The 24841-nt window shown below is 74.2% G+C and carries 26 protein-coding genes; 17 read left to right on the forward strand and 9 right to left on the reverse strand.

Annotated features, from left to right (window positions below; all coding sequences use genetic code 11):
* Positions 1-131: 131 nt before the first annotated feature.
* Both ctaC and ACQPYX_RS15795 read left to right on the forward strand, forming a co-directional pair.
* A complete protein-coding gene (gene ctaC / locus ACQPYX_RS15790) occupies positions 132-1055 on the forward strand; it encodes an aa3-type cytochrome oxidase subunit II (protein WP_433798295.1) in 924 nt (307 codons plus the stop codon).
* A 31-nt stretch (positions 1056-1086) separates the two neighbouring features.
* Positions 1087-1485 carry a cytochrome c oxidase subunit 4 gene (locus ACQPYX_RS15795; protein WP_433798296.1) on the forward strand — a complete coding sequence of 133 codons (399 nt, stop codon included), beginning with the start codon at positions 1087-1089 and terminating at the stop codon, positions 1483-1485.
* Between the two features lie 905 nt (positions 1486-2390).
* On the opposite strand, the gene qcrB is transcribed toward ACQPYX_RS15795, so the two are convergent.
* Genes qcrB through ctaE form a run of 4 tightly spaced genes read right to left on the reverse strand, consistent with a single transcriptional unit; the run spans position 2391 to position 6741 of the window.
* Positions 2391-4094, reverse strand: a complete 1704-nt coding sequence (gene qcrB / locus ACQPYX_RS15800; RefSeq protein WP_433798297.1) for a cytochrome bc1 complex cytochrome b subunit — start codon at positions 4092-4094, stop codon at positions 2391-2393.
* The gene (gene qcrA / locus ACQPYX_RS15805) at positions 4091-5260 is read right to left on the reverse strand and encodes a cytochrome bc1 complex Rieske iron-sulfur subunit (protein WP_433798298.1); all 1170 of its coding nucleotides are present in this window, start codon (positions 5258-5260) and stop codon (positions 4091-4093) included. The genes qcrB and qcrA overlap by 4 nt, the downstream gene beginning before the upstream one ends.
* Entirely contained in the window at positions 5257-6081 is an 825-nt protein-coding gene (gene qcrC, locus ACQPYX_RS15810) for a cytochrome bc1 complex diheme cytochrome c subunit (protein ID WP_433798299.1), read from the reverse strand. The genes qcrA and qcrC overlap by 4 nt, the downstream gene beginning before the upstream one ends.
* Before the next feature lie 36 nt (positions 6082-6117).
* Entirely contained in the window at positions 6118-6741 is a 624-nt protein-coding gene (ctaE, locus tag ACQPYX_RS15815) for an aa3-type cytochrome oxidase subunit III (protein WP_433803728.1), read from the reverse strand.
* A gap of 213 nt (positions 6742-6954) precedes the next feature.
* Between ctaE and ACQPYX_RS15820 the strand changes: the two genes are divergently transcribed.
* Both ACQPYX_RS15820 and trpD read left to right on the forward strand, forming a co-directional pair.
* Complete coding sequence (locus ACQPYX_RS15820; protein WP_179793641.1) at positions 6955-7362, forward strand: hypothetical protein; 408 nt, start codon at positions 6955-6957, stop codon at positions 7360-7362.
* Positions 7359-8414 (forward strand): anthranilate phosphoribosyltransferase, encoded by a 1056-nt coding sequence (gene trpD, locus ACQPYX_RS15825; protein ID WP_433798300.1) that lies wholly within the window; start codon positions 7359-7361, stop codon positions 8412-8414. The genes ACQPYX_RS15820 and trpD overlap by 4 nt, the downstream gene beginning before the upstream one ends.
* Before the next feature lie 47 nt (positions 8415-8461).
* Here trpD and ACQPYX_RS15830 read toward each other — a convergent pair whose 3' ends face one another.
* Positions 8462-8740, reverse strand: a complete 279-nt coding sequence (locus ACQPYX_RS15830) for an Lrp/AsnC family transcriptional regulator (protein ID WP_433798301.1) — start codon at positions 8738-8740, stop codon at positions 8462-8464.
* Positions 8737-10614 (reverse strand): DEDD exonuclease domain-containing protein, encoded by a 1878-nt coding sequence (locus tag ACQPYX_RS15835; protein WP_433798302.1) that lies wholly within the window; start codon positions 10612-10614, stop codon positions 8737-8739. The genes ACQPYX_RS15830 and ACQPYX_RS15835 overlap by 4 nt, the downstream gene beginning before the upstream one ends.
* Before the next feature lie 72 nt (positions 10615-10686).
* Here ACQPYX_RS15835 and ACQPYX_RS15840 point away from each other — a divergent pair, with 72 nt between their 5' ends.
* The 4 genes from ACQPYX_RS15840 to ACQPYX_RS15855 all read left to right on the forward strand — a co-directional run bounded on the left by ACQPYX_RS15840 (position 10687) and on the right by ACQPYX_RS15855 (position 14782).
* Positions 10687-12024 carry an NYN domain-containing protein gene (locus ACQPYX_RS15840; RefSeq protein WP_230757893.1) on the forward strand — a complete coding sequence of 446 codons (1338 nt, stop codon included), beginning with the start codon at positions 10687-10689 and terminating at the stop codon, positions 12022-12024.
* 107 nt (positions 12025-12131) lie between these two features.
* A complete protein-coding gene (locus ACQPYX_RS15845) occupies positions 12132-12413 on the forward strand; it encodes a hypothetical protein (RefSeq protein WP_230757888.1) in 282 nt (93 codons plus the stop codon).
* Positions 12414-12542: 129 nt separating this feature from the next.
* Positions 12543-13616, forward strand: coding sequence for a C40 family peptidase (locus ACQPYX_RS15850; RefSeq protein WP_230757886.1), 1074 nt, complete (start codon positions 12543-12545; stop codon positions 13614-13616).
* Positions 13613-14782: a glycosyltransferase family 4 protein gene (locus ACQPYX_RS15855; RefSeq protein ID WP_230757884.1), complete on the forward strand. Its 1170-nt coding sequence runs from the start codon at positions 13613-13615 to the stop codon at positions 14780-14782. Before ACQPYX_RS15850 ends, ACQPYX_RS15855 begins: the two co-directional genes overlap by 4 nt.
* Positions 14783-14853: 71 nt before the next feature.
* Here the strand turns inward: ACQPYX_RS15855 and ACQPYX_RS15860 are convergent, their stop codons facing one another.
* Positions 14854-16647, reverse strand: coding sequence for an AMP-dependent synthetase/ligase (locus ACQPYX_RS15860; protein WP_433798303.1), 1794 nt, complete (start codon positions 16645-16647; stop codon positions 14854-14856).
* A 178-nt stretch (positions 16648-16825) separates the two neighbouring features.
* On the opposite strand from ACQPYX_RS15860, the gene ACQPYX_RS15865 reads away from it, so the two are divergent.
* The 6 genes from ACQPYX_RS15865 (at position 16826) to ACQPYX_RS15890 (ending at position 21519) form a co-directional block, all read left to right on the forward strand.
* Complete coding sequence (locus ACQPYX_RS15865; RefSeq protein ID WP_230757878.1) at positions 16826-17263, forward strand: polyketide cyclase / dehydrase and lipid transport; 438 nt, start codon at positions 16826-16828, stop codon at positions 17261-17263.
* Positions 17260-18060, forward strand: coding sequence for a metallophosphoesterase family protein (locus tag ACQPYX_RS15870; RefSeq protein WP_433798304.1), 801 nt, complete (start codon positions 17260-17262; stop codon positions 18058-18060). The genes ACQPYX_RS15865 and ACQPYX_RS15870 overlap by 4 nt, the downstream gene beginning before the upstream one ends.
* 97 nt (positions 18061-18157) lie before the next feature.
* Positions 18158-18586 carry an SRPBCC family protein gene (locus ACQPYX_RS15875; RefSeq protein WP_230757869.1) on the forward strand — a complete coding sequence of 143 codons (429 nt, stop codon included), beginning with the start codon at positions 18158-18160 and terminating at the stop codon, positions 18584-18586.
* Positions 18586-19824, forward strand: coding sequence for an ArsA family ATPase (locus tag ACQPYX_RS15880; protein ID WP_230757865.1), 1239 nt, complete (start codon positions 18586-18588; stop codon positions 19822-19824). The genes ACQPYX_RS15875 and ACQPYX_RS15880 overlap by 1 nt, the downstream gene beginning before the upstream one ends.
* Positions 19825-19849: 25 nt before the next feature.
* Positions 19850-20572: a hypothetical protein gene (locus tag ACQPYX_RS15885; protein ID WP_433798305.1), complete on the forward strand. Its 723-nt coding sequence runs from the start codon at positions 19850-19852 to the stop codon at positions 20570-20572.
* Entirely contained in the window at positions 20566-21519 is a 954-nt protein-coding gene (locus ACQPYX_RS15890) for an ROK family protein (protein ID WP_433798306.1), read from the forward strand. The genes ACQPYX_RS15885 and ACQPYX_RS15890 overlap by 7 nt, the downstream gene beginning before the upstream one ends.
* Here ACQPYX_RS15890 and ACQPYX_RS15895 read toward each other — a convergent pair.
* Both ACQPYX_RS15895 and ACQPYX_RS15900 read right to left on the reverse strand, forming a co-directional pair.
* Positions 21516-22094 carry a hypothetical protein gene (locus ACQPYX_RS15895; RefSeq protein ID WP_230757853.1) on the reverse strand — a complete coding sequence of 193 codons (579 nt, stop codon included), beginning with the start codon at positions 22092-22094 and terminating at the stop codon, positions 21516-21518. The genes ACQPYX_RS15890 and ACQPYX_RS15895 overlap by 4 nt on opposite strands.
* On the reverse strand, positions 22091-22870 hold the full coding sequence (locus tag ACQPYX_RS15900) for an alpha/beta hydrolase (protein ID WP_433798307.1): 780 nt from the start codon (positions 22868-22870) through the stop codon (positions 22091-22093). Before ACQPYX_RS15900 ends, ACQPYX_RS15895 begins: the two co-directional genes overlap by 4 nt.
* A 206-nt stretch (positions 22871-23076) precedes the next feature.
* Here ACQPYX_RS15900 and ACQPYX_RS15905 point away from each other — a divergent pair, with 206 nt between their 5' ends.
* The 3 genes from ACQPYX_RS15905 to ACQPYX_RS15915 all read left to right on the forward strand — a co-directional run bounded on the left by ACQPYX_RS15905 (position 23077) and on the right by ACQPYX_RS15915 (position 24815).
* The gene (locus ACQPYX_RS15905) at positions 23077-23769 is read left to right on the forward strand and encodes a lysophospholipid acyltransferase family protein (RefSeq protein ID WP_230757849.1); all 693 of its coding nucleotides are present in this window, start codon (positions 23077-23079) and stop codon (positions 23767-23769) included.
* A 14-nt stretch (positions 23770-23783) separates the two neighbouring features.
* Positions 23784-24299 (forward strand): polyadenylate-specific 3'-exoribonuclease AS, encoded by a 516-nt coding sequence (locus tag ACQPYX_RS15910; RefSeq protein WP_433798308.1) that lies wholly within the window; start codon positions 23784-23786, stop codon positions 24297-24299.
* A gap of 87 nt (positions 24300-24386) precedes the next feature.
* Positions 24387-24815: a nitroreductase family deazaflavin-dependent oxidoreductase gene (locus tag ACQPYX_RS15915; protein WP_433798309.1), complete on the forward strand. Its 429-nt coding sequence runs from the start codon at positions 24387-24389 to the stop codon at positions 24813-24815.
* Positions 24816-24841: the final 26 nt, after the last annotated feature.

Genomic DNA, 24841 nt, shown 5'->3' on the forward strand with positions numbered 1-24841 from the left:
GAGTCAGCTCGGCTAGGCTCCGCGTGTCCGGACCTCGGGTGGGCGTGTACGCCCCGAACACCCAGGTCGCACGGCCTCGAGGAGGGCAACCAGCAGTGCGCCGAGCAGGGAGTCTTGCCCAGGCCGGGGAGGTGTCGACCCCCCGGCGGCGACGTCTGACGCGAGCCGCACAGCTCACCGGCCTCGCCGTCGTCACGGCGCTCACGGCCACGGGCTGCTCGTTCCAGGACGCCATCCGCTTCGGCTGGCCGGTGGGTGTCACGCCCGAGGCCGGGATGATGCGCGAGCTGTGGACCTGGTCCGCGATCGCCGCGCTCGTCGTCGGCGTCATCGTGTGGGGCCTGACCGCCTGGACCGTCGCGTTCCACCGCCGCAAGGCCGGCGAGTCGGAGCTGCCGCGGCAGTTCCAGTACAACCTGCCGCTCGAGCTCGTGCTCACGGTCATCCCGCTGGTGATCGTCGCGGTGCTCTTCTACTTCACCGTCGTCGTGCAGAACGTCGTCGACCGGCAGCCCGCCGGCAACGAGCTCAAGATCGACGTGGTCGCCTTCCAGTGGAACTGGGAGTTCGCCTACCCGGAGGCGCGGACCCCGAACGGGCAGCCCGTCGCCACCGTCGGCACCACCGAGGACGTCCCGCTCCTCGTCCTGCCGACCGACCGGCCGATCTCGTTCACCCAGCACTCCGAGGACGTCATCCACTCGTTCTGGGTGCCGGAGTTCCTGTTCAAGCGCGACGTGCTGCCGGACCCGGAGAAGAACGACCAGAAGAACACCTGGGTGATCGACCGCATCGAGCGTCCGGGCTCGTTCGTCGGCCGGTGCGCGGAGTACTGCGGCTCGTACCACTCGATGATGAACTTCGAGGTCCGCGCCCTGCCGGGCAACCTGTTCGACCAGTACATGCAGCTCCGGCAGTCGCTGAACCCGCAGACCCGGCAGCCGTACTCGGCCGCCGAGGCGCTGCAGCAGATGAACTGCGGTGAGCTCTGCTCGCCGACCGCGACCACCACGCGGCCGTTCAACCCGAACCCGACCGACCGCCTGGCGTTCTGATGGCCACGGCAGCTGAGAGGAGCACTCGGCGATGAAGGTCGAGTCCCGGATCTTCGAGATCCTGACCGTCTTCTGCTTCGTCTGCGCGATCGTCTACGGCGTGCTCTCGGGCGAGGAGGTGGGCATCGTCGCGCTGACGCTGACCGGCGGCCTCACGCTCATCATCGGGACGTACTTCCGATTCGTCGCCCGGCGTCTCGAGGAGCGCCCGGAGGACAACCCGGAGGCGGAGGTCTCCGACGGCGCCGGCGACATCGGCTTTTTCAGCCCAGGCAGCTACTGGCCGCTCGGCGTGGCCGGCGGTGTGGCCCTCACCGGGCTGGGCCTGGCCATCTACCAGTGGTGGCTGATCGTGCTCGCCGGGATCGCGATGATCATCGCGATCTGCGGCCTGGTCTTCGAGTACCACGCGGGTCCCGAGGCGCACTGACGTCCTTCCCGACGACGGGCCCCTCCTGCTGCGGCGGGAGGGGCCTTTCGTGTGTCCGGGCCGAGGGGTGCACGGGGCAGGCGCTCCCTCGTGAGCCTGGGAGGGGCCGGGCAGGGGACAGGCCATCGCGCCGCGAGAGTGACGTCAGGCAGCTCGCGGGGCCTGTGGAGCTGCCTGGTGTCACACTCACGCTCGCGAGGGAGCCCGGGAGCCGAGGGCCGAGGTCGGCGGCCACCGACCCGGCTGGGGCCGCCGCGAGAGTGACACCAGACAGGTCTCGAAGCCCGCGGAGCTGCCTGACGTCCCACTCGCGATGCGTCGGGCCGCTCATCCCGCCGCGAGAGTGGCGCCAGGCAGCTCGTGACGCCCACTGAGCTGCCTGGTGTACCGCTCGCCGCCGGCGAAGGGGGGCACGGGCACAGCGGAGGGTGGACGGCCGAGGTCGGCGGCCACCGACCCGGCTGGGCCGCCGCGAGAGTGACACCACGCAGCCCGCGGGGCCTACGAAGCTGCCTGACGTCCCACTCGCGATGCCTCGGGCCGACCCATCCCGACGCGTGAGTGACGTCAGGCAGCTCGTGACGCCCACTGAGCTGCCTGGCGTACCACTCGCCCCCGGCGAAGGGGGGCACGGGCACAGCGGAGGGTGGACGGCCGAGATGGCTGGCGCCGGCCCGGCTGGCTGCCGCGAGAGTGGCGCCAGGCAGCTCGCGAGGCCCGCGGACATGCCTGACGTCCCACGCGCGAAGCCTGGGCTGACCCGCCCCGCTGCGAGAGTGACGTCAGGCAGCCCGCAGGGCCCGCGGACATGCCTGACGTCCCACTCGCGAGAAGGGACACCCCACGAACGACAACGGGGCGGGGAGCCGATCGGCTCCCCGCCCCGTTCTCAGGTCCTGCTGGAACTACTCCCGCACGTCGCGCGGACGACCGGCGTCCGGACGGCCGGCGAGCTCGCGCCCGCTAGAGGGCTCGACCTGGAGCGGGTCGGTGCCGGTGCCGCCGTGGACACCCTGCATGTCGTCCTGCTCCTCGGCCGGGTCGGGGCGGAACCAGCCACCCTTGACCGGGCTGCCGGCGAAGCCGAGGTCGTTCATCCGCTTGGGCACCGTGGCGCCCTGGTAGGCGACCGGGAGCGCGTGGCCGTGCTCGTCGACGCCACCCAGCGGCTGGTGCACCTCGATGAACTCACCGTGGGGCAGACGCTTGATGTGGCCGGTCTCGATGCCGTGCTCGAGGACCTCCCGGTCGGAGCGCTGCAGACCCAGGCAGATCCGGTAGGTCACGAAGTACACGACCGGCGGGATCACCAGGAGGCCGATGCGACCGATCCAGGTCATCACGTTCAGGGAGATGTCGAACGTGTAGGCGAAGATGTCGTTCCCGCAGGCCAGGACCAGCCAGAAGTAGAACGACAGCGCCATCGTGCCGGTCGCCGTACGGACCGGGACGTCGCGCGGACGCTGCAGCAGGTTGTGGTGCGCCTCGTCGCCGGTGAGCTTGCGCTCGATGACCGGGTAGGCGATCAGCAGGTTCACCAGCAGACCGAAGCCGATCACGGCCGGGAAGAAGATCGCCGGGATCGTGTAGGAGTTCAGCCCGATGAACCCGAGGTTCAGGTACATCTCCCACGACGGCCACAGACGGACCGCGCCGTCGAAGACCGCCATGTAGAAGTCGGGCTGGGAACCCGCGGACACCTGCGTCGGGTCGTACGGGCCGAGCTTCCAGATCGGGTTGATCTGGAAGACACCCGACATGATCGCCATGACGCCGATCGACACGACCATGAAGCCGCCGGCCTTCGCGGCGAACGTCGGGAGGATGCGGACACCCACGACGTTGCGCTCGGTGCGACCCGGGCCGGGGAACTGGGTGTGCTTCTGGAACCACACCAGCGCCACGTGCACGCCGATCACCGCGAGGATGATCCCGGGCAGCAGGAAGACGTGGACGATGTAGAGCCGGGGAATGATGATGTGGCCCGGGAACTCGCCACCCATGATCGCCCACTGCAGCCAGGTCCCGACGACCGGGATCGACATGACGATCGCGGAGAGGCCGGTGCGGATACCGGTGCCGGAGAGCAGGTCGTCCGGCAGCGAGTAGCCGATGAAGCCCTCGATCATGCCCGTGAGCAGCAGGACGACGCCGAGCACCCAGTTCGTCTCGCGCGGGCGGCGGAACGCTCCGGTGAAGAACGTCCGCATCATGTGCGCGATCATCGCGGCGACGAAGAGCAGCGCCGCCCAGTGGTGCACCTGGCGGATGAACAGACCGCCGCGCACCTCCATGGAGATGTTGACGGTCGACTCGTACGCCATCGACATCGTGACGCCACGCAGGCCGGGGTAGACGCCCTCGTAGGTCGTCTCCGCCATCGAGGGGTCGTAGAAGATGGCCAGCCACGTGCCCGAGAGGAGCAGCACGATGAAGCTGTACATCGCGATCTCGCCCAGCATGAACGACCAGTGCGTGGGGAAGACCTTGTTGATCTGACGGCGGAGGCCGCCGGCCGGGTGGATCCGGCTGTCGACCTCGTCGGCAGCCGTGCCGACGAGCTTCATCGCCGTGCTACCGCTACGAGTGGGTGTGGTGATCGCACTCATGATGATCGACGCTCCCAGAAGCCGGGCCCCACCGGCTCGATGAAGTCACTGCGGGCGTACAGATACCCCTGATCGTCCACGGCGATGGGCAATTGCGCCAGTGGGCGGGCGGCCGGACCGAAGACCGGGCGGGCGTACTCGTTGGCCTGGAACTGCGACTGGTGGCACGGGCAGAGGATCCGGTTGGTCTGGTCCTCGTAGAGCGAGGTCGGGCAGCCCATGTGGCTGCAGATCTTCGAGTAGGCGAAGAGCGACCCGTAGTTGAAGTCCTCCTGGCCGGCCCGCTTGATCACCGTGACGTTCGGCCGCAGCCGGATCAGCATCACCGGGGAGTCCGCGGAGCGGACCTCCTCGGCGATCTTCTCGAGGTTGTTGCGGTCGGACTCCTTGAACGGGAACACCGTCTCCATGGAGCCCGGCTCGAGGTCGCCGGCGCGGACGAGGACGACGTCCTCGGGGTCACCGTTGAACTTGCGCAGGTACACGCGCTCGCCGTTGGTCGAGCGCCAGTCGGTGACCAGGAGGGGCGACTCGTCGCCCTCCTTCCACGGGTTCTTGACGAGGCCACCGAAGGCGGCGACCGCGATCCCCGCGGTCAGGACGCCGCCGGCGGCACCGAGCGAGCGGAAGATCAGCTTGCGCCGGGCGAGGCCGCTCTGCTGGCCGGTCTGCACGAGGCGGGCGGCCGCGGTGCGGCGGTCGACCTCGGAGGACCGACCGTCGTGCCGCTGCTGGATCGCGAGGTCCTCGGGCAGCAGCTTCTTCGAGTAGGCGATGACGCCCATCCCGACGCCGAGCACCGAGAGACCCAGCGTCGCGCCGATCATCGGCGTGTAGAGGGCGTAGAGCAGGTCGCCCTCCTGGCCGGGGGAGACGTACTCCCAGGGCCAGGCGATGAAGATGACGATGAACGCCAGGCCCATGACCGCCGCGAGGATGAACCACCCGGCGACCTGACGCTCGGCCCGCTTCTCCGCGCGGGTCCCCGGGACGGGGAAGCGCGGACGGTCCGAGACGATCTCGATGTCGTCGATCCGGTTGCCGAGGCGCACCAGGTCGTCGGTGCTCATCTCGGCGAGCTCGGCGTCGCTCGGGATGTGCAGCTCGTTGCTGTCCGGCTGCGTCCCGGCCTTGTCGCTGTACTGGGACTCGGGGGGTGCACTCACTGGCGGGATCCGATCCAGAGGGAGATTCCGATCAGGGCGGCGAGGCCGACGAAGAAGGCGACGATGCCCTCGGGGACCGGCCCGAAGCCGCCGAGGCCGTTGCCGCCGGGGTTGATCGCACCCGAGTCGGGGCTCACCGACTTGATGTAACCGATGATGTCGCGCTTCTCCTCGGGGGAGAGCTGCGAGTCGGCGAAGGTGGGCATGTTGCCCGGGCCCACGAGCATCGCCGCGTAGATCTGGTGCGGGCTCGCCGGGTCGAGGACCGGGGCGAACTTGCCCGAGGACAGCGCGCCGCCACGGCCGGTGAAGTTGTGGCACTGGGCGCAGTTGAGGCGGAAGAGCTCACCGCCGCGACCCAGGTCGGAGCCGACCAGCGCGGCGTCCGGCTCGGCCGGCACGACCGGGCCGCCGCCGTTGGCCTGGATGTAGGCGCCGAGCGCGTCGATCTGCTGCGGGTCGTACTCGGGCTTCTTCCGGTCGGCCTGCGCGCCCTGGGCCTTGAGCGGCATGCGGCCGGTGGAGACCTGGAAGTAGACCGACGCCTCACCCACGCCGACGAGGCTCGGGCCGCGCCCGACGACGCCCTGCAGGTTCGAGCCGTGGCACGTGATGCAGGCGTTGTCGTACAGCGACTGCCCCTCGCGCACGAGTGCGGCGTCCTGCGCGCGGGCGGTCTCGGGTTCGGGCTGGAACACCGTGTACAGCCCGCCGACGGCGAGCAGCGCGACGCCGAGGGCCAGGAAGCCCGCGACGCGTCGACGCGTCCTGGTGCCCGCACGCGCCCACAGCCTGCGCGGGCGTGGCGTCCGGTCGCTCATGTGGTGGCCTACCCCTGACTCTCTCGTCGCCTGGCTTTAACGGATGAAGTAGATGACCGCGAACAGGCCGATCCAGACCACGTCCACGAAGTGCCAGTAGTACGACACGACGATCGCGGCCGTGGCCTGCGCCGGGGTGAACCGACTGAGGAACGTGCGGGCGATCAGCAGTACGAACGCGACCAGTCCGCCGGTCACGTGCAGCGCGTGGAAGCCCGTGGTGATGTAGAAGACCGAGCCGTAGGCGCTGGAGGCGATCGTGGTGGCGTGCTCGGTGACCAGCGTGTGGTACTCGTTCACCTGGGCCAGCACGAAGAACAGGCCCATCACGAACGTCACCGCGTACCAGCGGCGCAGGCCGAACACGTCGCCGCGCTCGGCCGCGAACACGCCGTACTGACAGGTGAACGACGACGCCACCAGGATGATGGTGTTCACCAGCGCGTACGGGACGTCGAGCTCGGTGGGCGGCGGCGGCCACTCGCCCACGTTCTGGGCGCGCGCCACGAAGTACATCGCGAACAGCCCGGCGAAGAACATCAGCTCGCTCGAGAGCCAGATGATCGTCCCCACGCTGACCACGTTGGGTCGGTTCAGGGAGTGGATCCGCGCGCTGAAGGAGGGCGCCGGCGCACTCGGAGCGGTCGTCACGGGCGTCATCATGTCACCTCCCTCCGACATCAGCCGGGTGGGGCGAGCCCCCGCGATCACGCCCGCGACCTGCACCGCGATCTACCTGCGGATTCTCCTACTGGCCGTCGTACGTCGTGTCGTAGTCGGGGGTTCCCGACGACGGGTCCGGGCGCCTCCGGCGGCCGGATGACTAGGCTCTCGCGCGAGCAGTCCAGGACAGCGCCGGGAGGGCCCGCCCAGATGAGCACCGACACGCTCGACGTCGTGGTGATGAGCCACCGCCCGGAGGTGCGGGAGGCGGTCATGGCCGCGGTGGGGCGCCGTCCCGCGCGGGACCTGCCGCGCCTGCGGTTCCGCGAGGCCGACGGCATCGCCGACGTGCTCGGTGCCGCCGACGCCGGCGAGCTCGACCTCGCCGTGCTCGACGGCGAGGCGCAGCCGACGGGCGGCATGGGCGTGTGCCGGCAGCTCAAGAACGAGAGCGACGACCCGGCCCCGGTGATCGTGGTCGTGCGCCGCGAGGACGACCGTTGGCTCGCGACGTGGTCGCAGGCCGACGCCGTCCTCGTCCAGCCGCTCGACCCGGTGACCGCGGCCCGCACGGTGGCCGATGTCCTGCGGGCCGGGGTGCCGGCGCGCCAGGGATGAGCACGGCGCCCACCTGGCCCGCGCTGCTCGGCCGGCTGCTGCGCGGCGAGGACCTCGCCGGGACCGAGGCGGCCTGGGCGATGGACCGCATGATGTCCGGCGAGGCCTCACCCGCCCAGGTCGGCGCCTTCGTCGTGGCCCTGCGCGCGAAGGGCGAGACCGCCGCCGAGATCGGCGGGCTGGCCGAGGTCATGCGCGGTCACGCGCGCGCGGTCGAGGTCGACGGGGTCGTCGTCGACATCGTCGGCACCGGCGGCGACCAGGCGCACACCGTCAACATCTCCACCATGGCCGCGGTGATCATGGCGGCCGCGGGTGCGCGCGTGGTCAAGCACGGCGGGCGCGCCGCGTCGTCGGCCTGCGGGTCGGTGGACCTGCTGGAGGCGCTCGGGGTGCCGATCGACCTCGGGCCGCGCGCGGTGGCGGCCAGCGTGGACGAGGTGGGCATCGGGTTCTGCTTCGCCCAGACCTTCCACCCCGCGATGCGGCACGTCGGAGGTGTGCGCCGGGAGATCGGCGTGCCCACCGCCTTCAACCTGCTCGGGCCGCTGACCAACCCCGCGCGTCCGGCGGCCGCGCTCATCGGCTGCGCCGACGCGCGCTTCGCCCCGCTGCTCGCCTCGGTCCTCGCCGACCGGGGCGACACCGCCCTGGTGGTCCGCGGCGACGACGGCCTCGACGAGATCACGACGACGACCACCACCACGGTCTGGCGTGCGGGTCCCGGCGGTGTCTCGGTGGAGACCCTCGACCCCACCCGGATCGGCGTCCCGACCTCCGAGCCCGGCGACCTGCGTGGCGGCGACGCCGGGGTCAACGCTGCGGTGGCCCACGCGCTGTTCGCCGGCGAGCACGGGCCGGTCCGCGAGGCCGTGCTGCTCAACGCCGGTGCCGCACTCGCGGCCTACGACGAGGCGCTGGGTGGGGGACGGGCGGACCTGCACGAGGCGGTCGCGGCCGGGCGCGAACGGGCCGCCGCGGCGGTCGACGACGGCTCGGCGGCCGCGCTGCTGGAGCGCTGGGTCGCCGCCGCCACGCGGCTGCGCGGCTGACCCGTCCCGGCCCCGTCCCGACGACGGGCGGTGCCGGTCCGGGCGCGTCAGTCCAGGCCGACGGCGAAGGCCGCGTCGGTGTCCTGCGCGGAGTAGGACCGGAACGCGATGTGGGTGGACGTGTCGCGGACGCCCGGCACCCGGCTCAGCCCGCCCGCGATCACGTCGGCGAGCTCGTCGTGCTCGCGCACCCGCACCATGGCGATGAGGTCGACGTCGCCCGCGCAGGAGTACACCTCGGTGACCCCGGGGAGCTCGGCGATCGCCTGGGCGGTCTCCGGAATCCGGTCGGCGTTCGCGTGGATCATGACGATGGCCGTGATCACGAGGGCTCCCTGGCTCGGCGGGTCCGGCCCGCGCGGGGCGGGCCGGCGGGCTCGGCCGGAACTCTAGAGGGCGGGCGGCGTCCGGCCCCGCCTCCCGACCCGACCGCCCGCGCCGCGGGTTCGCCCGAGGGGTCCGGCGTCGTGGCCCGAGCGGCCTCCCGGGCGCGCGCCACCCACTCCGACCACGACCCGGCGCCGTGCGCCGGCACCGCCCAGGGACGGCTGGTGCGCACCATCCGCGTGCCCGGCCGCTCCAGCCACCGGGTGATCACCCCGACCTCCTCGGGGGGTGCCCCGCCCAGCGGTCCGACCCCCGGGCGCACCGTCTCGGCCGCCGTCACCAGGGTCTCCACTACCGGCATCGGCGGCACCCCACGCCGGGCCGTCCCGGCCGCCGCCAGCCGACCGTGCCGCACCACCGCCAGCTCCCAGCCCCCGAGGCCGTCGGGGCGGGCGGCGACGAGTTCCTCGGTGCCCGCCACCGCGGACAGCCGCTGCACCCGGCCGAGCGCGCCCGCGAGGTCGGCCAGCCGGTCGCGGTGCGCCGCCGCGGCGTCGAACCGCTCGCCCGCGGCGAGGTCGGCCACCCGCTCCCGCAGCCGCACGAGCCCGTCGTCGGAACCCCCGCGCACGAGCGCCAGGGCCGCGTCGACGGTGACGGCGTAGTCGGCGGCGGTCTGCAGGCCGGCGCACGGGGCGCCGCACCGGCCCAGGCCGTGGAGGGCGCACGGGCTGCCGCGTCCGCCGCGCGCCGGGATCCGCTGGGTGCACGGCCGCAGCGCGACGGCGTCGACGAGGGCCTCGACGGCCCGGACCGCGTCCGGCCGGCGCCCGAACGGGCCGATCGCGTCGGTGCGGGGCGTGCGGACCACCGACCAGCGGGGGAAGGGCTCGTCGGTCAGCGTCACCCACCAGCCCCGGTGCGGGTAGCGGGAGCGCCGGTTGTAGCGCGGCGCGTGCCCGGCGAGCAGGCGCAGCTCCCGGACCTCGGCCTCGAGCGGGTGGGCGCACTCCACCCAGTCGACCCGCTCGGCGAGCCCGACCATCTCCTTGACCCGCGCCCGCTTCTCCGAGCCGGTGAAGTACGAGCGCACCCGCCGTCGCAGGTCGTTCGACGTGCCCACGTAGAGCACCTCGTCGGCCGGGCCCCGGAACAGGTAGACGCCGGCCGCGTGCGGCACCGCGTCGGCGAGGTGGCGCTTGCCCCGTTGGGCGGGGGTCACCTCCACCTGCAGGGCCAGCAGGTCCTCCAGGGAGGAGACGCCCTGCCCGCCGACGCGCTCGAGCAGCGCGTGGAGCACGTCGACCGTGGCCCGGGCGTCGTCGAGCGCCCGGTGGACCGGCCGGGTGCCCGCCCGGAACAGCGCGGCGAGCGCCGAGAGCCGGCACGACGGGGCCTCGTCGCGGGTGAGCACCTTGCGGGCCAGCCGCGCCGTGCACACCACCGGGGGCCGGGGCCAGACCGAACCGTGCCGCCGGCACGCGGCCCGCAGGTGCCCGACGTCGAAGGGCGCGTTGTGTGCCACCACCACCGCCCCGGCGCAGAACTCCAGGAACCCCGGGAGCACCGCCGGCAACCGGGGCGCCGCGGACACCATCGCGGTGGTGATCCCGGTGAGCGCGACGATCTGCGGGGGGACGTCGCGCCCAGGGTCGACGAGCGTCGCGTACTCGCCGACCACCTGTCCGCCGCGCACCTTCACCGCCCCGATCTCGGTGATCGCGTCCGGCCCGTCGCCGGCGTCGGAGCCCGCGGGCGGCCCGCCGGTGGTCTCGAGGTCGAGCACGACGAAGGTGGCCGCGTGCAGCGGCGTCCCGAGCTCCTCGAACGTGAGCTGCGGGTCGGGTCCCGTCACCGGGCGCGGTGCCTCCACGCCGCCGCACGCTAGATCGACCCCCCGACAGTCACGGGTGGTCGAGTGCCCTCGGGCCGCTAGCCTGGGCGGATGGCAGCGGGGGAGGTGGAGGCGCCGCACGGTGCGGCCCTGCGCGCCGCCCTCCTCGACGCCGCCCCCGAGACCGTTCGCAGCCGCGTCGCCGAGCTCGTGAGCCGGGCCGTCGGGCAGATGCCCTCGACCGACCTCCCCGCCCCCGTGCGCCCCATCGCGCGGTTCGCCCCCGCCAAGCGCGCCAAGGTGGGCTCCGGCCCCCTGCTGGCGGCGCTGGGCTCGGCCGACGGGTTCGCCGAGGACGTCGTGGCCTGGTGGCGCGAGCACCGTCCCGAGGAGTGGGACCCGCCGGTGGCGGAGCCGGTGCACGCCGCGGCCGTCGCGGTGCTCGCCGGCGACGGCGACACGGCGGGTGACCTGCTGCGCGACGCCGGGGAACGGGCCGACGTCGGGAAGTTGCGGACCGAGCGCGACGCGGCGCTCGCCCGGGCCGACCGGCTGGCGGGGGAGCTGGAGCGGGTCACCGCGGAACGCGACGCGGCCCGGGCCGAGGCGGGGACGGCGACGCCGGACCTCAGCGACGAGGTGGCGAAGCTGCGGGCCCGGCTGCGCGAGCAGGGCGTGCGCGTCCGGGCCGCGGAGGTGGCGGCCGCGGACGCGACCCGGCGGCTCGAGGAGGGCCAGGGCCACCTCGTGCGAGAGCTGGAGGACCTGCGCCGCGAACGCGGGCGCGACCAGGAGGCGGTGGCCGCGGCCGAGGCCCGGGCCCGCCGGGCGACGGCCGAGCTCGAGTCCGCCCGGCGCGCGGCGCACGAGGCCCGGCACGCCGACGACGCGCGGCTGGCCCTGCTCGTGGACACCGTCGCGGGCGCCGCGGCCGGGCTGCGTCACGAGCTGGGGCTCCGGGCCGACGACCACCGGGTCGGGCCGCGACCGGCCGAGCTGGTGGGGTCCGCGGCGCGGGCGCCGATGGCCCGCGTCACCGACCCGGCGACCCTCGACCGGCTGCTCGGCCTGCCCGAGGTCCACCTGCTCGTCGACGGCTACAACGTGACGAAGACCGGCTGGCCGGGGCTGTCCCTGGCGGCCCAGCGCGACCGCCTCGTCGCCGCGGTGGCCCCTCTCGCCGCCCGGACCCATGCCGAGACCACGCTCGTGTTCGACGGGGCCGGCATCTCCGGCGTGCCGACGGCGTCGGTGCGCGGGGTGCGCGTCCTGTTCTCCGAACCGGGCGTGATCGCCGACGACCTGATCCGCACCCTGGTCGACGCCGAGCCGGAGGGGCGCCCGCTGGTGGTGGTCACCTCCGACCGGGCGGTCGTGGACTCGGTGCGGCGCCGCGGGGCGCACCCCGTGCCCTCCAGTGTGCTGCTGGAGCGGCTGGCCCGGATCTGAGACGCCGGTCACACCCCGACCCGCGACGCCGCGTGACTGTCGGACCCCCCTCCTACCGTCCGCCACGACTCCCCGGGAGATGCCGGGGCCGATCGGCGGAGGCCGCGATGCTCATCGACTGCGACACCTGCGTGGTACGGCACCAGGCGTGCGACGACTGCGTCGTCGGGGTGCTGCTCGGGGTGCCCGAGGTGCCGGCGCGCGACGAGGGGCCCCGGGAGCCGGCGGCCCCGGGGGCGCCGCTGCCGCTCGAGTTCGGTCCGGTCGAGCGCCGTGCGCTCGAGGTGCTGGCCGACCACGGGCTCATCCCGCGGCTGCGGCTCGTGCCGGGGGCGGCGGAGCCGGCCGCGCCCCGCACGGTGCGCACGCGTCGCCGGGACGCGGGATGACGTCCGGGGCACCACGCTGCAGGGCGTCGACCGGGGTCGGTTACCGTCCCGTCACCTCCCGGGGACGAGCTCCCCGCACCGTCGCCCGCCGGGAGGCCGCCCTGGCCGAGAAAGGGACCTCCCCGCCCCGTGACGCCCCGACCGTCCCGCCGCGACGCGCGCCCCGGTCGTCGGACCCCGACGCCGGTGCTGGTCGTGCTGCTGCTCGCGTTCGCGGCCCTGTTCCTGCCCGCCGCGGCCGGCACCGCGGCCGCCGACCCGATCGTCCCGCCCGGGGCGAACGACGTCGTCCGTGCCCTGGCCGAGGCCAATGCCCGGGCGGAGGCGGCCAACGAGGCGGCCATGGGGGCGCGGGAGCAGCTGCCCGTGCGGCGGGCGGAGGCCGACCGCACCCGGAGGGCGGCCGACGACGCCCGGGCCGCGGTGGCCACGGCCCGCCAGGCGCTCGACCGCGCCTACGTGGCGGTCGACCAGCTCACCAGCAGCACCTACCAGGGCGGTGACCTCGACCAGCTCGGTGCACTGCTGTCCAGCCCGACCCCGCAGGCCTACCTGGACAAGGTCGAGCTGCTCGACACGGTCTCCTCGGCCAACCGCGCGGTGCTGCAGCGCTACCTCGACGCGTCGGCCGCCGCGGACGGCGCGCAGCGCGACGCCGAGGCCCGCGCCACCGACGCGAGCCGGGCGGCCGACGACGCGGCGCGCACCCTCGAGGACGCCACCCGCACGAAGGCACAGGCCGACCGGGACGTCGCGGCCGCGAACGCCGCCCTCGCCCGGCTCTCCCGCGGCGACCGTGCGCTGCTGCGGTCCGGCGGGATCACGAACTACCCGACGAACATCCCCGGCGACGGGCTCGGGGTCGCCGCCCTGCGAGCCGCCCTGACCCGCCAGGGCGCACCGTACGTCTGGGGCGCCACCGGCCCGAACACCTTCGACTGCTCGGGGCTCGTGCAGTGGGCGTACCGGCAGATCGGCGTCGGGATGCCCCGGGTCGCCGCGGCCCAGCAGCAGGTCGGTCAGCTGGTCGACCCCTCGCAGGTCCAGGTGGGTGACCTGATCTTCTTCGGGAGTCCCGCCACCCACGTCGGGATCTACGTGGGCGGGGGCCGGTTCCTGGAGGCCCCGCAATCCGGCGACGTGGTGAAGGTGGCCCCGGTGCGGGGGAACGTCTCGACCATCCGCCGCATCACGCCCCCGTGACCGCCCCGGCGACGGGCCGGATCCTGCTCGTCACCAACGACTTCCCGCCGCGCCCGGGCGGCATCCAGTCCTACCTGCACGAACTCGCCGTCCGGCTGCCCCCGGGCACGCTGACCGTGCTCGCCTCGACCTGGCCGGACGCGACGGACTCCGACGGGCGCTGCGCCGCCTTCGACGCGGAACAACCCTTCCCGGTGCACCGGCTGCCGACGACGATGATGCTGCCGACGCCCGCCGCCGTGCGCCGCGCCGTCGAGCTGCTGTCCGGCCACGACACCGTCTGGTTCGGCGCCGCCGCCCCGCTCGGGCTGATGGCGCCGGCGCTGCGCCGGGCGGGCGCGTCGCGGATGGTGGCCAGCACCCACGGCCACGAGGTCGGCTGGTCGATGCTGCCCGGCAGCCGGCAGCTGCTGCACCGCATCGCGCGGGACGCCGACGTCGTCACCACCGTCAGCCGCTACACGCGGGCCCGCATCGCGCCCGCGCTCGGCCCGGACGCCGTCCTCGAGCCGCTGCCCTCGGGGATCGACACGACCCGCTTCCGGCCCGACCCGGGCGCGCGGCACGAGATCCGGGCGCGGCACCGCCTGGGGGAGCGACCCGTCGTCGGGATCGTGTCCCGGCTGGTGCGGCGCAAGGGGCAGGACGTGCTGATCCGGGCGCTGCCCGCGATCCGGCGGCGCGTGCCGGGGGCGGCCCTCGTCGTGGCGGGCGACGGTCCCGACCGGGATCGGCTGCAGCGCCTCGCCGCGCAGGTCGGCGTCGAGGACGACGTCGTGTTCACCGGTCCGCTCGCCCACGAGGAGATCCCGGCCCACCACGCGGCGCTCGACGTGTTCGCGCTGCCGTGCCGCACCCTGGGCGGCGGGCTCGACGTCGAGGGACTCGGGATCGTGCTGCTCGAGGCGTCGGCGTCCGGGGTGCCGGTGGTCGCCGGTCGGTCCGGCGGCGCCCCCGAGACGGTCCGCGGCGGACCCGCCGGCACCCGCACCGGTCGGCTCACCGACGGGCGGGACCCTGCCGACGTGGCGGACGTGGTCGCCGACCTGCTCGCCGACCCCGAGGAGGCGGCGCGGACCGGGGCGGCGGGGCGACGGTGGATGCAGGCGGAGTGGACGTGGGCGTCCCGGGCGCGCCGCCTCCAGACGCTCGCCCGTCCGGAGTAACGCCCGAACGAACGAACGGCACTCTCGCAGCATCTATGTGCGCGAGAGTGCCGTTCGCTCGCGAAAGGCCCCTACCGCTGCGCGTACACCGCCTCGATCTCGTCGGCCCGCTGGTCGGCGATGACGTTGCGCTTGAGCTTCATCGTCGGGGTCAGCTCGCCGGAGTCCTCGGTGAAGTCCGAGGTCAGGATGCGGAACTGGCGCACCGACTCGGCCTTGGACACCGCGTCGTTGCCGTCGTCGATCGCCGACTGGATCTCGGCGCGCAGGTCGGCGTCGTCGACGAGGTCGGACGCGGTGCTGCCGGACTTGCCGTGCTCCGACGCCCAGCCGGGGAGGGCCTCCTCGTCGAGGGTGATCAGCGCGGCCACGTACGGCCGGTTGTCGCCGACCACGAGGGCCTGGCTGACCAGCCGGTGGGCGCGGATGCGGTCCTCGATCACGGCCGGGGCGACGTTCTTGCCGCCGGCGGTGACGATGAGCTCCTTCTTGCGTCCGGTGATGGACAGGAACCCGTCGTCGAGCACGCCGATGTCGCCGGTGTGGAACCAGCCGTCCTCGAGCGCGCCGGAGGTGGCCTCGGCGTTGTTCCAGTAGCCGCGGAAGACGACGTCGCCCTTGGCGAGGACCTCGCCGTCGTCGGCGATCGCGATCGTCACGCCGGGCAGCGGACGTCCCACCGTGCCGACCCGGATGTCGCCCTCGGCGTTGGCGGTGATGGCGGCGCTGGTCTCGGTCAGGCCGTAGCCCTCGTGGATGGGCACCCCGATGCCGCGGAAGAAGTGGCCGATCCGGGCGCCGAGCGCCGAGCCGCCGGACACCGCGCCCCGGCACTGCCCGCCCAGGGCCGCCCGCAGCTTGGAGTACACGAGGGCGTCGAACAGCGCGTGCTTGCCGCGCAGCAGCAGGCCGGGTCCGCCGGTGTCCAGCGACTTCGAGTAGTCGACCGCGGTCGCCTCGGCGAGGTCGAAGATCCGGCCCTTGCCGCCCTGGTAGGCCTTCTGCTTCGCCGAGTTGTAGACCTTCTCGAACACGCGGGGCACCGAGAGCAGGAAGTCGGGCTTGAAGCGCGGCAGCTCCCCGGAGAGCTTCGAGGTGTCGGCGAAGTGGCCGACCACGTAGCGCTGCTCCTGCGCGGCGATCTGCACCACCCGGGCGAAGATGTGCGCCAGCGGCAGGAACAGCAGCGTCGAGTTCCCGGCCTCCATCATGGTGCCGAAGGTGTCGCCCGCGGCCCGGACCTCGAAGAGCAGGTTGCGGTGGGTGATCTCGCAGCCCTTGGGGCGGCCCGTGGTGCCCGAGGTGTAGATCAGCGTGGCGAGGTCGTCGGCGTGGACCCCGGTGCGCCGGGCCTCGACGTCGGCGTCGGGCACGTCGCGCCCGGCCTCCTTGAGCGCCTCGACCGCGGGCGACGAGCCGTCGATCTGCCACACGTGGGCGAGCTCGGGCAGGTTCTGCTGCACCTTCTCCAGCGTCTGCCGGTGCTCGTCGGTCTCGACGACGACGCCCCGCGCCCCGGAGTCCGACAGGCACCACTCGTACTGCGAGGCCGAGGACGTCTCGTAGATCGGGAGGCCGGCGCAGCCCGCCGTCCAGAGCGCGTAGTCGATGAGCGTCCACTCGTAGCGGGTCTTCGCGACGATGCCCACGCGGTCGCCGGCCTCGAGGCCCGCGGCGATGAAGCCCTTCGCGACCGCCACGACCTCGTCGCGGAACTCCCCGAACGTCGTCGGGCGCCACGCATCGTCGACCAGGCGCAGGTAGGCGGTGTCGGACGGGTGCTCGGCGGCGTTCGCCCAGACCGCGTCGGTCAGTCGGTCGTCGTCGGCGACCTTGGCCGCCGCCGGCACGCTGTACTCCTGCACCCCGCACACACCCTTCCACCTCGACCGGGATCACCTGCGACACCGGCGTGCGGGAAGCCTAGGGGCCGGACGGCACCGCCGTCACTACCCGGCGGTATCCCGGACGAAACCGGCAGATCGGACACGAGGACCGCGGGGCGACGCTGCGACCGGCGGAGACGTCGGGCACGCTGTCGCGGTGGCCGCGCTGGACGTGATCGACGAGACGTTCGTGCTGGCCGAGCCCGCCGCCGTGGCGGCCGCCTTCGCCGATCCCGCGGACTGGCCCCGGCTCTGGCCCGACCTCGAGCTGCACGTCTTCGCCGACCGGGGCGCCGCCGGGATCCGCTGGTCGGTCACCGGCCGCTGGGTCGGCAGCGCCGAGGTGTGGTGCGAGGCGGTCGGAGACGGGACGGTGGTCCACTGGTTCCTGCGCCTCGACCCCGCCCCCGGGCCCGAGGGCGGGTCCGCGCGGCGGCTCCTGCGCGGGCGCAGCGGTCCGGCGCGCGAGGCGCTGCGCCGCCAGCGGGCCGCGAAGGCCGTGGCGTTCGACCTCAAGGCCCGGTTGGAGGCGCCCGCCGGCGACGCACCGGGATGGACCCGTCGTCCGGGTGAACCGACGCCGGCCCACGCATGAGGGTGCACGCCGTCTCCGACGTCCACGGCAACAGCGAGGACCTCGCCCGCGCGGCCGAGGGTGCCGAGGCCCTCGTCGTGCTGGGGGACCTGATCGACTTCGTCGACTACGACGAGCCGACCAACGGCATCCTCGCCGACATCCTGGGCCCGGACGCGACGATCGAGTTCGCCCGGTTGCGCTCGGAGGGCGGCCCAGGGGCGCTGCGGGAGTTCACGCAGCGGCTGTGGGCCGACGTCGACGACCCCCGCGCCCGCATCGACGAGGCCGTCCACCGCCAGTACGCCCGGATGTTCGCCGCGCTGGGCGCCGTCCGGGTGCCGGTGTGGCTGATGCCGGGCAACGTCGACATCCCGGCGATGTGGCCCGAGTTCCTCGCCGACCACCCCCACGTGCGGGCGGTGGACGGCGAGGTCGTCGAGATCGGGGACACGCGGGTGGGGTTCGTCGGGGGCGTCCCGCTGCCGCCGGGGGTCGAGCCGCGGGCCGGCGCCTTCCGGTCCTACATGCGCGCCACGGAGGAGTTCACCGCGGCCGTCGAGGCGCTGGGGGCGGTGGACGTGCTGTGCAGCCACGCCCCGCCCGCCGTCGCCGAGCTCGCCTACGACGTGGTGGCGCGCACCCACGAGCTCACCTCGCCCGCCCTGCTGGAGCAGATCCGGGCCACCCGGCCCCGGCTCGCCCTCTACGGGCACGTGCACGCGCCCCTGACCGCGCGCACCCGGATCGGCCCGACGGAGTGCCTGAACGTGGGGCACTTCCGGCGCCGGGGGACCCCGGCGGTGGCCCGATGGTGACCGAGGTGACATCACGGCCGCCTCACACCTGCCCCGGGCGTGGCGAGGGTGACGGCGGGGCGAGCCGGGCGACCGGGCGACGGTAACCTTCGGCGCCATGGCGGACGAGTCCACGCAGTCCATCACCATCGCGGCCGCTCCCACGGCCGTGCTCGACGTGATCGCCGACTTCCCCGCCTATCCCGAGTGGGCGGACTCGATCACCTCCGCGAAGGTCCTCACGCACGACGACGAGGGCCGACCCGAGCAGGTCCGGTTCACCCTGGACGCCGGTCCGCTCAAGGACACCTACGTGCTCGCGTACGACTGGGTCGACGACGGCGTCACCTGGGACCTCGTGTCCGGGCAGATGCAGCGCGGCCAGCGCGGGCGCTACCGGCTCGCCGGCTCCGAGAAGGAGACGACCGTGACCTACACGCTGTCGGTGGACCTCGCGGTCCCCATGCCGGGCCTGATCAAGCGGCGGGCCGAGAAGAGGATCATGGACACGGCGCTGACCGGCCTCAAGCGGCGCGTGGAGGGCTAGTGCGGGTCCTGCTCTTCACCGGCAAGGGCGGGGTCGGCAAGACGACGACCGCGGCGGCCACGGCGGTGGCGCTCGCGCGGTCGGGCCGCAAGGTCCTGGTCCTCTCGACCGATCCGGCGCACTCGCTCGGCGACGCCTTCGACGTCCCGCTGGGCGGTGAGCCCACCGAGATCGACGGGACGACGATGCCCGGCCTGTTCGCCGCCCACGTCGACACCCGCGCCCTCGTCGACGAGGCCTGGGAGCCGCTGCGCGCCCAGCTGCGCACCCTCCTGGCCGGTGCGGGGGTCGACGACATCGTCGCCGACGAACTCACCGTGCTGCCCGGGGTGGAGGACCTCCTCGCCCTCGAGCAGGTCCGGCGGGCCACCGAGGACGGGCCGTGGGAGGTCGTCGTCGTCGACTGCGGCCCGACGGCCGAGACCCTGCGGCTGCTGAGCCTGCCCGAGGCGCTCGGCGGCTACCTCGAGCGCCTGTTCCCCGCCCACCGGCGTGCCGTCCGGGGCGTGCTGGCGGGTCTGGCCGGCAGCGGGGCCACCGTCGCGAAGTGGGACGCGGCCGCGGCGTCGCTCTCCCGCCTGGCCGAGCAGCTCTCCGGGCTGCGCGCCATGCTCGCCGACCGGTCCACCACGACGATCCGCCTCGTGCTGACCCCGGAGCGGGTCGTCGCCGCGGAGACCCGCCGCACGGTCACCGCGCTCGCGCTGCACGAACTGCACGTCGACGGCCTGATCGCGAACCGGCTGGTGCCCGACCCGGGCACGGGGCGCAGTGCCGCGGTGCAGTGGCTGCGGGTGCGCCGCCGCGAGCAGGAGGACGTGCTGGCCGACCTCGCCGAGCTGACCGCGGGCACGGGGGTCGGGGTCCGCACGGTCGCGCACCGGGCGGGGGAGCCCGTCGGGATCGGCGAGCTCGCCGAGCTCGCCGACGACCTCTACGGCGACGACGACCCGCTCGAGGGCGCCGCCGTGCGGCCGCTGATGGAGCTGCGGCGCGTCGCCGGGGTGGGGACGTCGGTGGACAGCGAGTACGCCCTGGACCTGCAGGTTCCCGGGATCGGCGACGGCGAGGTGGACCTCGCCCGCATCGGGGACGACCTCGCGGTCACCGTCGGGAGCCGGCGGCGCACGGTGGCGCTGCCGCCGGTGCTGCGCCGGTGCGAGGTCGTCGGCGCGGAACTCGACGACGACGTGCTCTCGGTCGCCTTCCGACCCGACCCCGCGGTCTGGATGCGATGAGCACCCGGGGGAACGGGGGGACCGCATGACGACCGACGCCGACCGGGCGGCGCGGGAGCGCCTGGCCCAGGAGGCCCGCGCCACCGCCACGACGCTGCTCGACTGGGTGGGCGCGCGCGTCGAGGCCCCGCGGGGCGAGCCCGGCGAGCGGCCGCGGCAGAGTCCCGGTCCCTGCACCTGGTGCCCGGTCTGCGCGCTGGTCGCCGCTCTGCGCGGGGAGCAGCCGGAGCTCACCGCCACCCTCGCCGAGCAGGCGTCCGGGCTCCTGGTCCTGCTGCGGCTGCTCCTGCAGGCGCACGCCACCGGCAGCCACGACCACCACGCCCCGCCGCCGGCACCCGACACCCCGAGCACCCGGACCACCCCGACCCCGCCGACCGCCCCGGCCGGCTGGCCCGCCGAGTGGGGCACGCCGAGCTGGGCGGCCGACGTCCCCTGGGACGTCGCGCCGCACGCCACGTTCGACCCGGCCCCCGCCGCCCGGGGTACCGACGACGAGGCACCCGCCGCGACGCCCGCCGACCGTCCCACCGGCCGCCGCGGTCCCCGGCCGAGCCCGCGCCGGGCGCCCGGCGCCCCGGCCGCCGAGCCGGAGGCGACCGCATCCGTCGTCGGGAACGGCACCGGACCCGTCGTCGGGAACGCACCCGGCCCCGTCGTCGGGAACGGCACCGGACCCGCCGCCCACGCGACCGCGCGCCGCGGGGTGCAGCGCATCCCCGTCCGTCGACGGCCACGCCCGTGCTGACGGTCGGGGTCGACATCGGCGGGACGACGGTCAAGGCGGGCCTCGTCGCGGCCGACGGGACCCTGCTGGCCAGCCGGGTCGCCGCGACGCCGCGGCAGTCCTCGGAGCTCGACGGGACCGTCGCGAAGCTCGTCGCCCACCTCTCCGACGAGGCCCGCTCGGCCGGCCGGGAGGTCGGCGCGGTGGGGCTCGCGGTGGCGGGCTTCGTCGACCCGGACCGGCGGGCGGTGTCCTTCGGGGCCCACCTGCCGTGGCGGGACGAGCCGGTGGTCGACCGCATGACCGACCGCCTCGGACTCCCCGTCACCCTCGAGCACGACGCGAACGCCGCCGGGCTCGCCGAGCACCGGGTCGGTGCGGCGGCCGGTGCGCGGGTGGCGGTCCTGGTGGCGCTCGGTACCGGGATCGGGGCCGCGCTCGTGATCGACGGGCACGTCTTCCGCGGGGCCTTCGGGGTCGCGCCCGAGCTCGGCCACGTGGTGGTCGTGCCCGACGGACGCCCCTGCCCCTGCGGCAAGCGCGGCTGCCTCGAGCGCTACTGCAGCGGCACCGCGCTGGGCGCGAGCGCCGACGAGCTGGTGTCGGCGAGCGAGGACTTCTCCACCCTGCGGGTGGCGTGGGAGCGCGGGCTGCCGCTGTCCGGGCGCGACGTCGCGCACGCCGCCGCCGGCGGGGACCACCTCGCCCTGCGGGTCGTCGCCGACTTCGCCGCCTGGCTCGGGCGGGGCCTCGCGATGGTGGCGGACACGTTCGACCCGGACGTCGTCGTCATCGGCGGCGAGGTCTCGGCGTCGTCGGAGCTCTACCTCGACGACGCCCGGGCGGTGTACGCCGACGAGGTCACCGGGCGCGGTCACCGGCGGCTGGCCGACGTGCGCGCGGCGGTGCTCGGCGGGGACGCCGGGATGATCGGCGCCGCGCTCGACGCCGGGGAGCGCGGGCTCTAGACGGTGCCCTCGGGGTCCTCGGACTCCGACGGGCGCCGCATCCCGACGACGAGCCAGCCGAGGCCGGCCGCCATGGCCAGCAGGCCCGGGACGATGCCGAGCCCGGCGACCCCGCCGACGAGCGCGGGCAGGGCGAGCAGGACCACGCCGGCCACGAGCAGCAGGAGCCCGAACAGGCTGGACAGCCCGATCCGGGGCAGCGGGGGCGGCTCCGGCGGGACGAAGTGCTCGTCCTCGGGACGCCGAGGTGCGTGCGGCCGGTGGGCCGCGGGCGGCGACGGCGGCGGGGTGGGCTGCGTCGGCTCCGGGGCCGGGGTGAACAGCTCGTCGGCGGACCGTTCGGGGTGCGCCGACGGCTGGCCCTGCGGGGGCGTGGCGAGCCCGACGCCGGACGACGGCCCGTCCTCGTCGGGCACGACCGGCCAGCGCGGCGCGTCCGCGGCGGCCCAGTCGGCGACGATCGCCGCGAACGCGGCGTCGACGTCGTCGGGCAGCTCGAAGCGGCGCGCGTCGGCGGACTGGCCGGAGCCGGCCTCGTCGCGGCGGGCGGGGTCCTCCGGGTCGGGCGTGCTCATGCGGGATGTCCTGCCTCTGCGCGTGCGGCGTGCAACCGGCGGGCGAACTCGGTGCTGCCGGCGAAGATCCTGGGGGCGTCGTGGTCGAGGGTCGCGACGTGGTAGCTGTCCTGCAGGACGACCTCGGTGACGTCGGTGGCGGACACCCCGTCGAGGACGAGGCTCGCGTTCACCGGTTCCACGACGTGGTCGGCGGTCGAGCGGTACAGCAGCACCGGGCTCGTCACGCGGGGGAGATCGGTCCGGACCACCGACCACAGCTCGGTCAGCGACACGAACGCCTTGAGCGGCACCCGGTCGTACCCGAGCTCGGTGACGCCCGGCTTCGCGACGTCGTTCGCCACGCCCGGCGCCCACGGCCACAGCCGCGCCAGGTAGCGGGCGAAGGCGGCGTCGCGGCGCAGCGTCGTCACCGACGGGTTGACCAGGCAGATGCCGGTGATCCGGTCGCCGTACTCCTCGGCCGCCCGCAGCGTCAGCGTGCCGCCCATGGAGAGCCCGAAGACGAACACCGACCGGTAGCGGCCGAGCAGGTCGTCGACGGCGCGGGCGATCTCGCCGTACCAGTCGGGCCAGCGGGTGGCCTGCATGTCCTGCCAGCGGGTGCCGTGCCCGGGCAGCCGCGGGCCGCGGACCGCGATGCACTCGGCCGCGAGGTGCTCCCCCCACGGCCGCATGCTCTGCGGGCAGCCCGTGAACCCGTGCGCGAGCACCACGCCGATCTCGGCGCCCTCGGGGTCGGCGGAGAACGGCTCCGCCCCGGGCATCACGGGCACACGTGCCTCCACGACGGGGATGGCGGGCGCGGGGACGCCCTGGGCGTCATCGTGTCACGTCCCACACCGGCGCGGTACGTGCAGGTGCCCGATCCGGTGGTGTCGTCGGTGGCCGGTCGGTGGACCGTCGGCGACGCGCTGTCGTTGTCGCCCGACACGCCGCTGCCTAGGCTGCGACATCCGAGGGTCGGCGGGGAAGGGGAGCGGTGCTCTACTGGTTGATGAAGTGGGTCTTCATGGGTCCGCTCATGCGGGTGGCGTTCCGGCCGGAGGTCCGCGGCGCGGAGAACCTGCCGCGCACCGGCGGGGCCCTGGTCGCGTCGAACCACCTCGCGGTGCTCGACTCGTTCGTCCTCCCGCTCATGGTGCCGCGGCGGATGGCCTTCCCGGCCAAGGCGGAGTACTTCACGACGACGGGTCCGATCGGCACCCTGCAGCGCTGGTTCTTCACCGGCATGGGCCAGGTCCCCATCGAGCGCGGCAACGGGCGCGCCGCCCGTGCCGCCCTCGACACCGGGATCGGGGTCATGCGCGAGGGCCGGCTGTTCGGGATCTACCCCGAGGGCACGCGCTCGCCCGACGGCCGCCTCTACAAGGGCCGCACCGGGGTCGCCCGGATGGCCCTGGAGGCCGGGGTGCCCGTGGTGCCGGTCGCGATGATCGGCACCGACCGCGCGAACCCGGTCGGATCCCGGTTCTGGCGCCCCGTGAAGATCACGATCGCCATCGGGCGCCCGCTGGACTTCTCCCGCTACGCCGGCATCGCCGACGACCGCCAGGTCGAGCGCGCGATCACCGACGAGGTGATGGACGCGATCCTGGAGCTCTCCGGCCAGGAGTACGTGGACGTCTACGCCTCGAAGGCCAAGGAGAGCGCGGGCGACGCCACGGCGGCCTGACAGAATCGCGCGTCGTGGCACGGATCTTCTACGACTGCGAGTTCATCGAGGACGGGACGACCATCGATCTCGTCTCCCTCGGGGCGGTCGACGAGGACGGGCGGGAGTTCTACGCGATCTCCCGCGCGTTCGACCCGATGAAGGCCGGCCCGTGGGTGCGGAAGAACGTGCTGGACAAGCTCCCGCCCTCGTCCGACCCGGCCTGGCGCAGCCGGCTGCAGATCCGCGAGGACTTCTTCGCGTTCGTGACGGCGGGTGCGGGTCCGGTCGAGCTGTGGGCCTGGAACGCGCCGTACGACCACGTGGTGGTGGCCCAGCTCTGGGGTGCCATGCCCGCCCTGCCGCGCGAGCTGCCCCGCTTCACCCGCGACCTGCGCCAGCGCTGGAACGACGTCGGGCGCCCCGAGCTCCCGCCCGCGCCGCCGGACGCCCACGACGCCCTCGCCGACGCCCGCCACAACCTCGTGAAGTGGATGGTCATCGACGAGATCTGGCGCGCCCGGATGGGCGAGGGTGCCTTCGGCCCGTGAGTACTTTTCCGTGCTCCAGCACGGAAAAGTACTCACAGGCCGCAGGCACCTCGGAATGATCGTCCGCGGCCCCGGGTTCCCCCGCACATGAGCGAGCAGGTGGAGACCAACCCGACCGACTGGGTGCGTGAGCAGATCGAGCAGATCCAGCGCACCGGGACCACGGAGGGGATCACGGTCCTGGGATCGCCGATCATCCTGATGACGCTGCGCGGGGCGAAGACCGGCAAGCTGCGGCACACCCCGGTCATGCGGGTCGAGCACGACGGCGACTACGCGATCGTCGCCTCGAAGGGCGGCGCGGACGAGCACCCGACCTGGTACCACAACATCGTCGCGAACCCGGAGTTCCCGATCCAGGACGGGCGCGAGACGAAGACCTACCGCGCGCGGATCGTCACCGGTGAGGAGCGCGCGCAGTGGTGGGAGCGGGCCGTCGCGGCGTACCCGTCGTACGCCGACTACCAGGAGGCGACCGACCGCGAGATCCCGGTGTTCGTGGCCGAGCCCGTCTAGGTGCCGGAGGCCCGTGAGTACTTTTC

Source organism: Actinomycetospora sp. CA-084318, from assembly GCF_050955885.1.
GTDB lineage: Bacteria > Actinomycetota > Actinomycetes > Mycobacteriales > Pseudonocardiaceae > Actinomycetospora.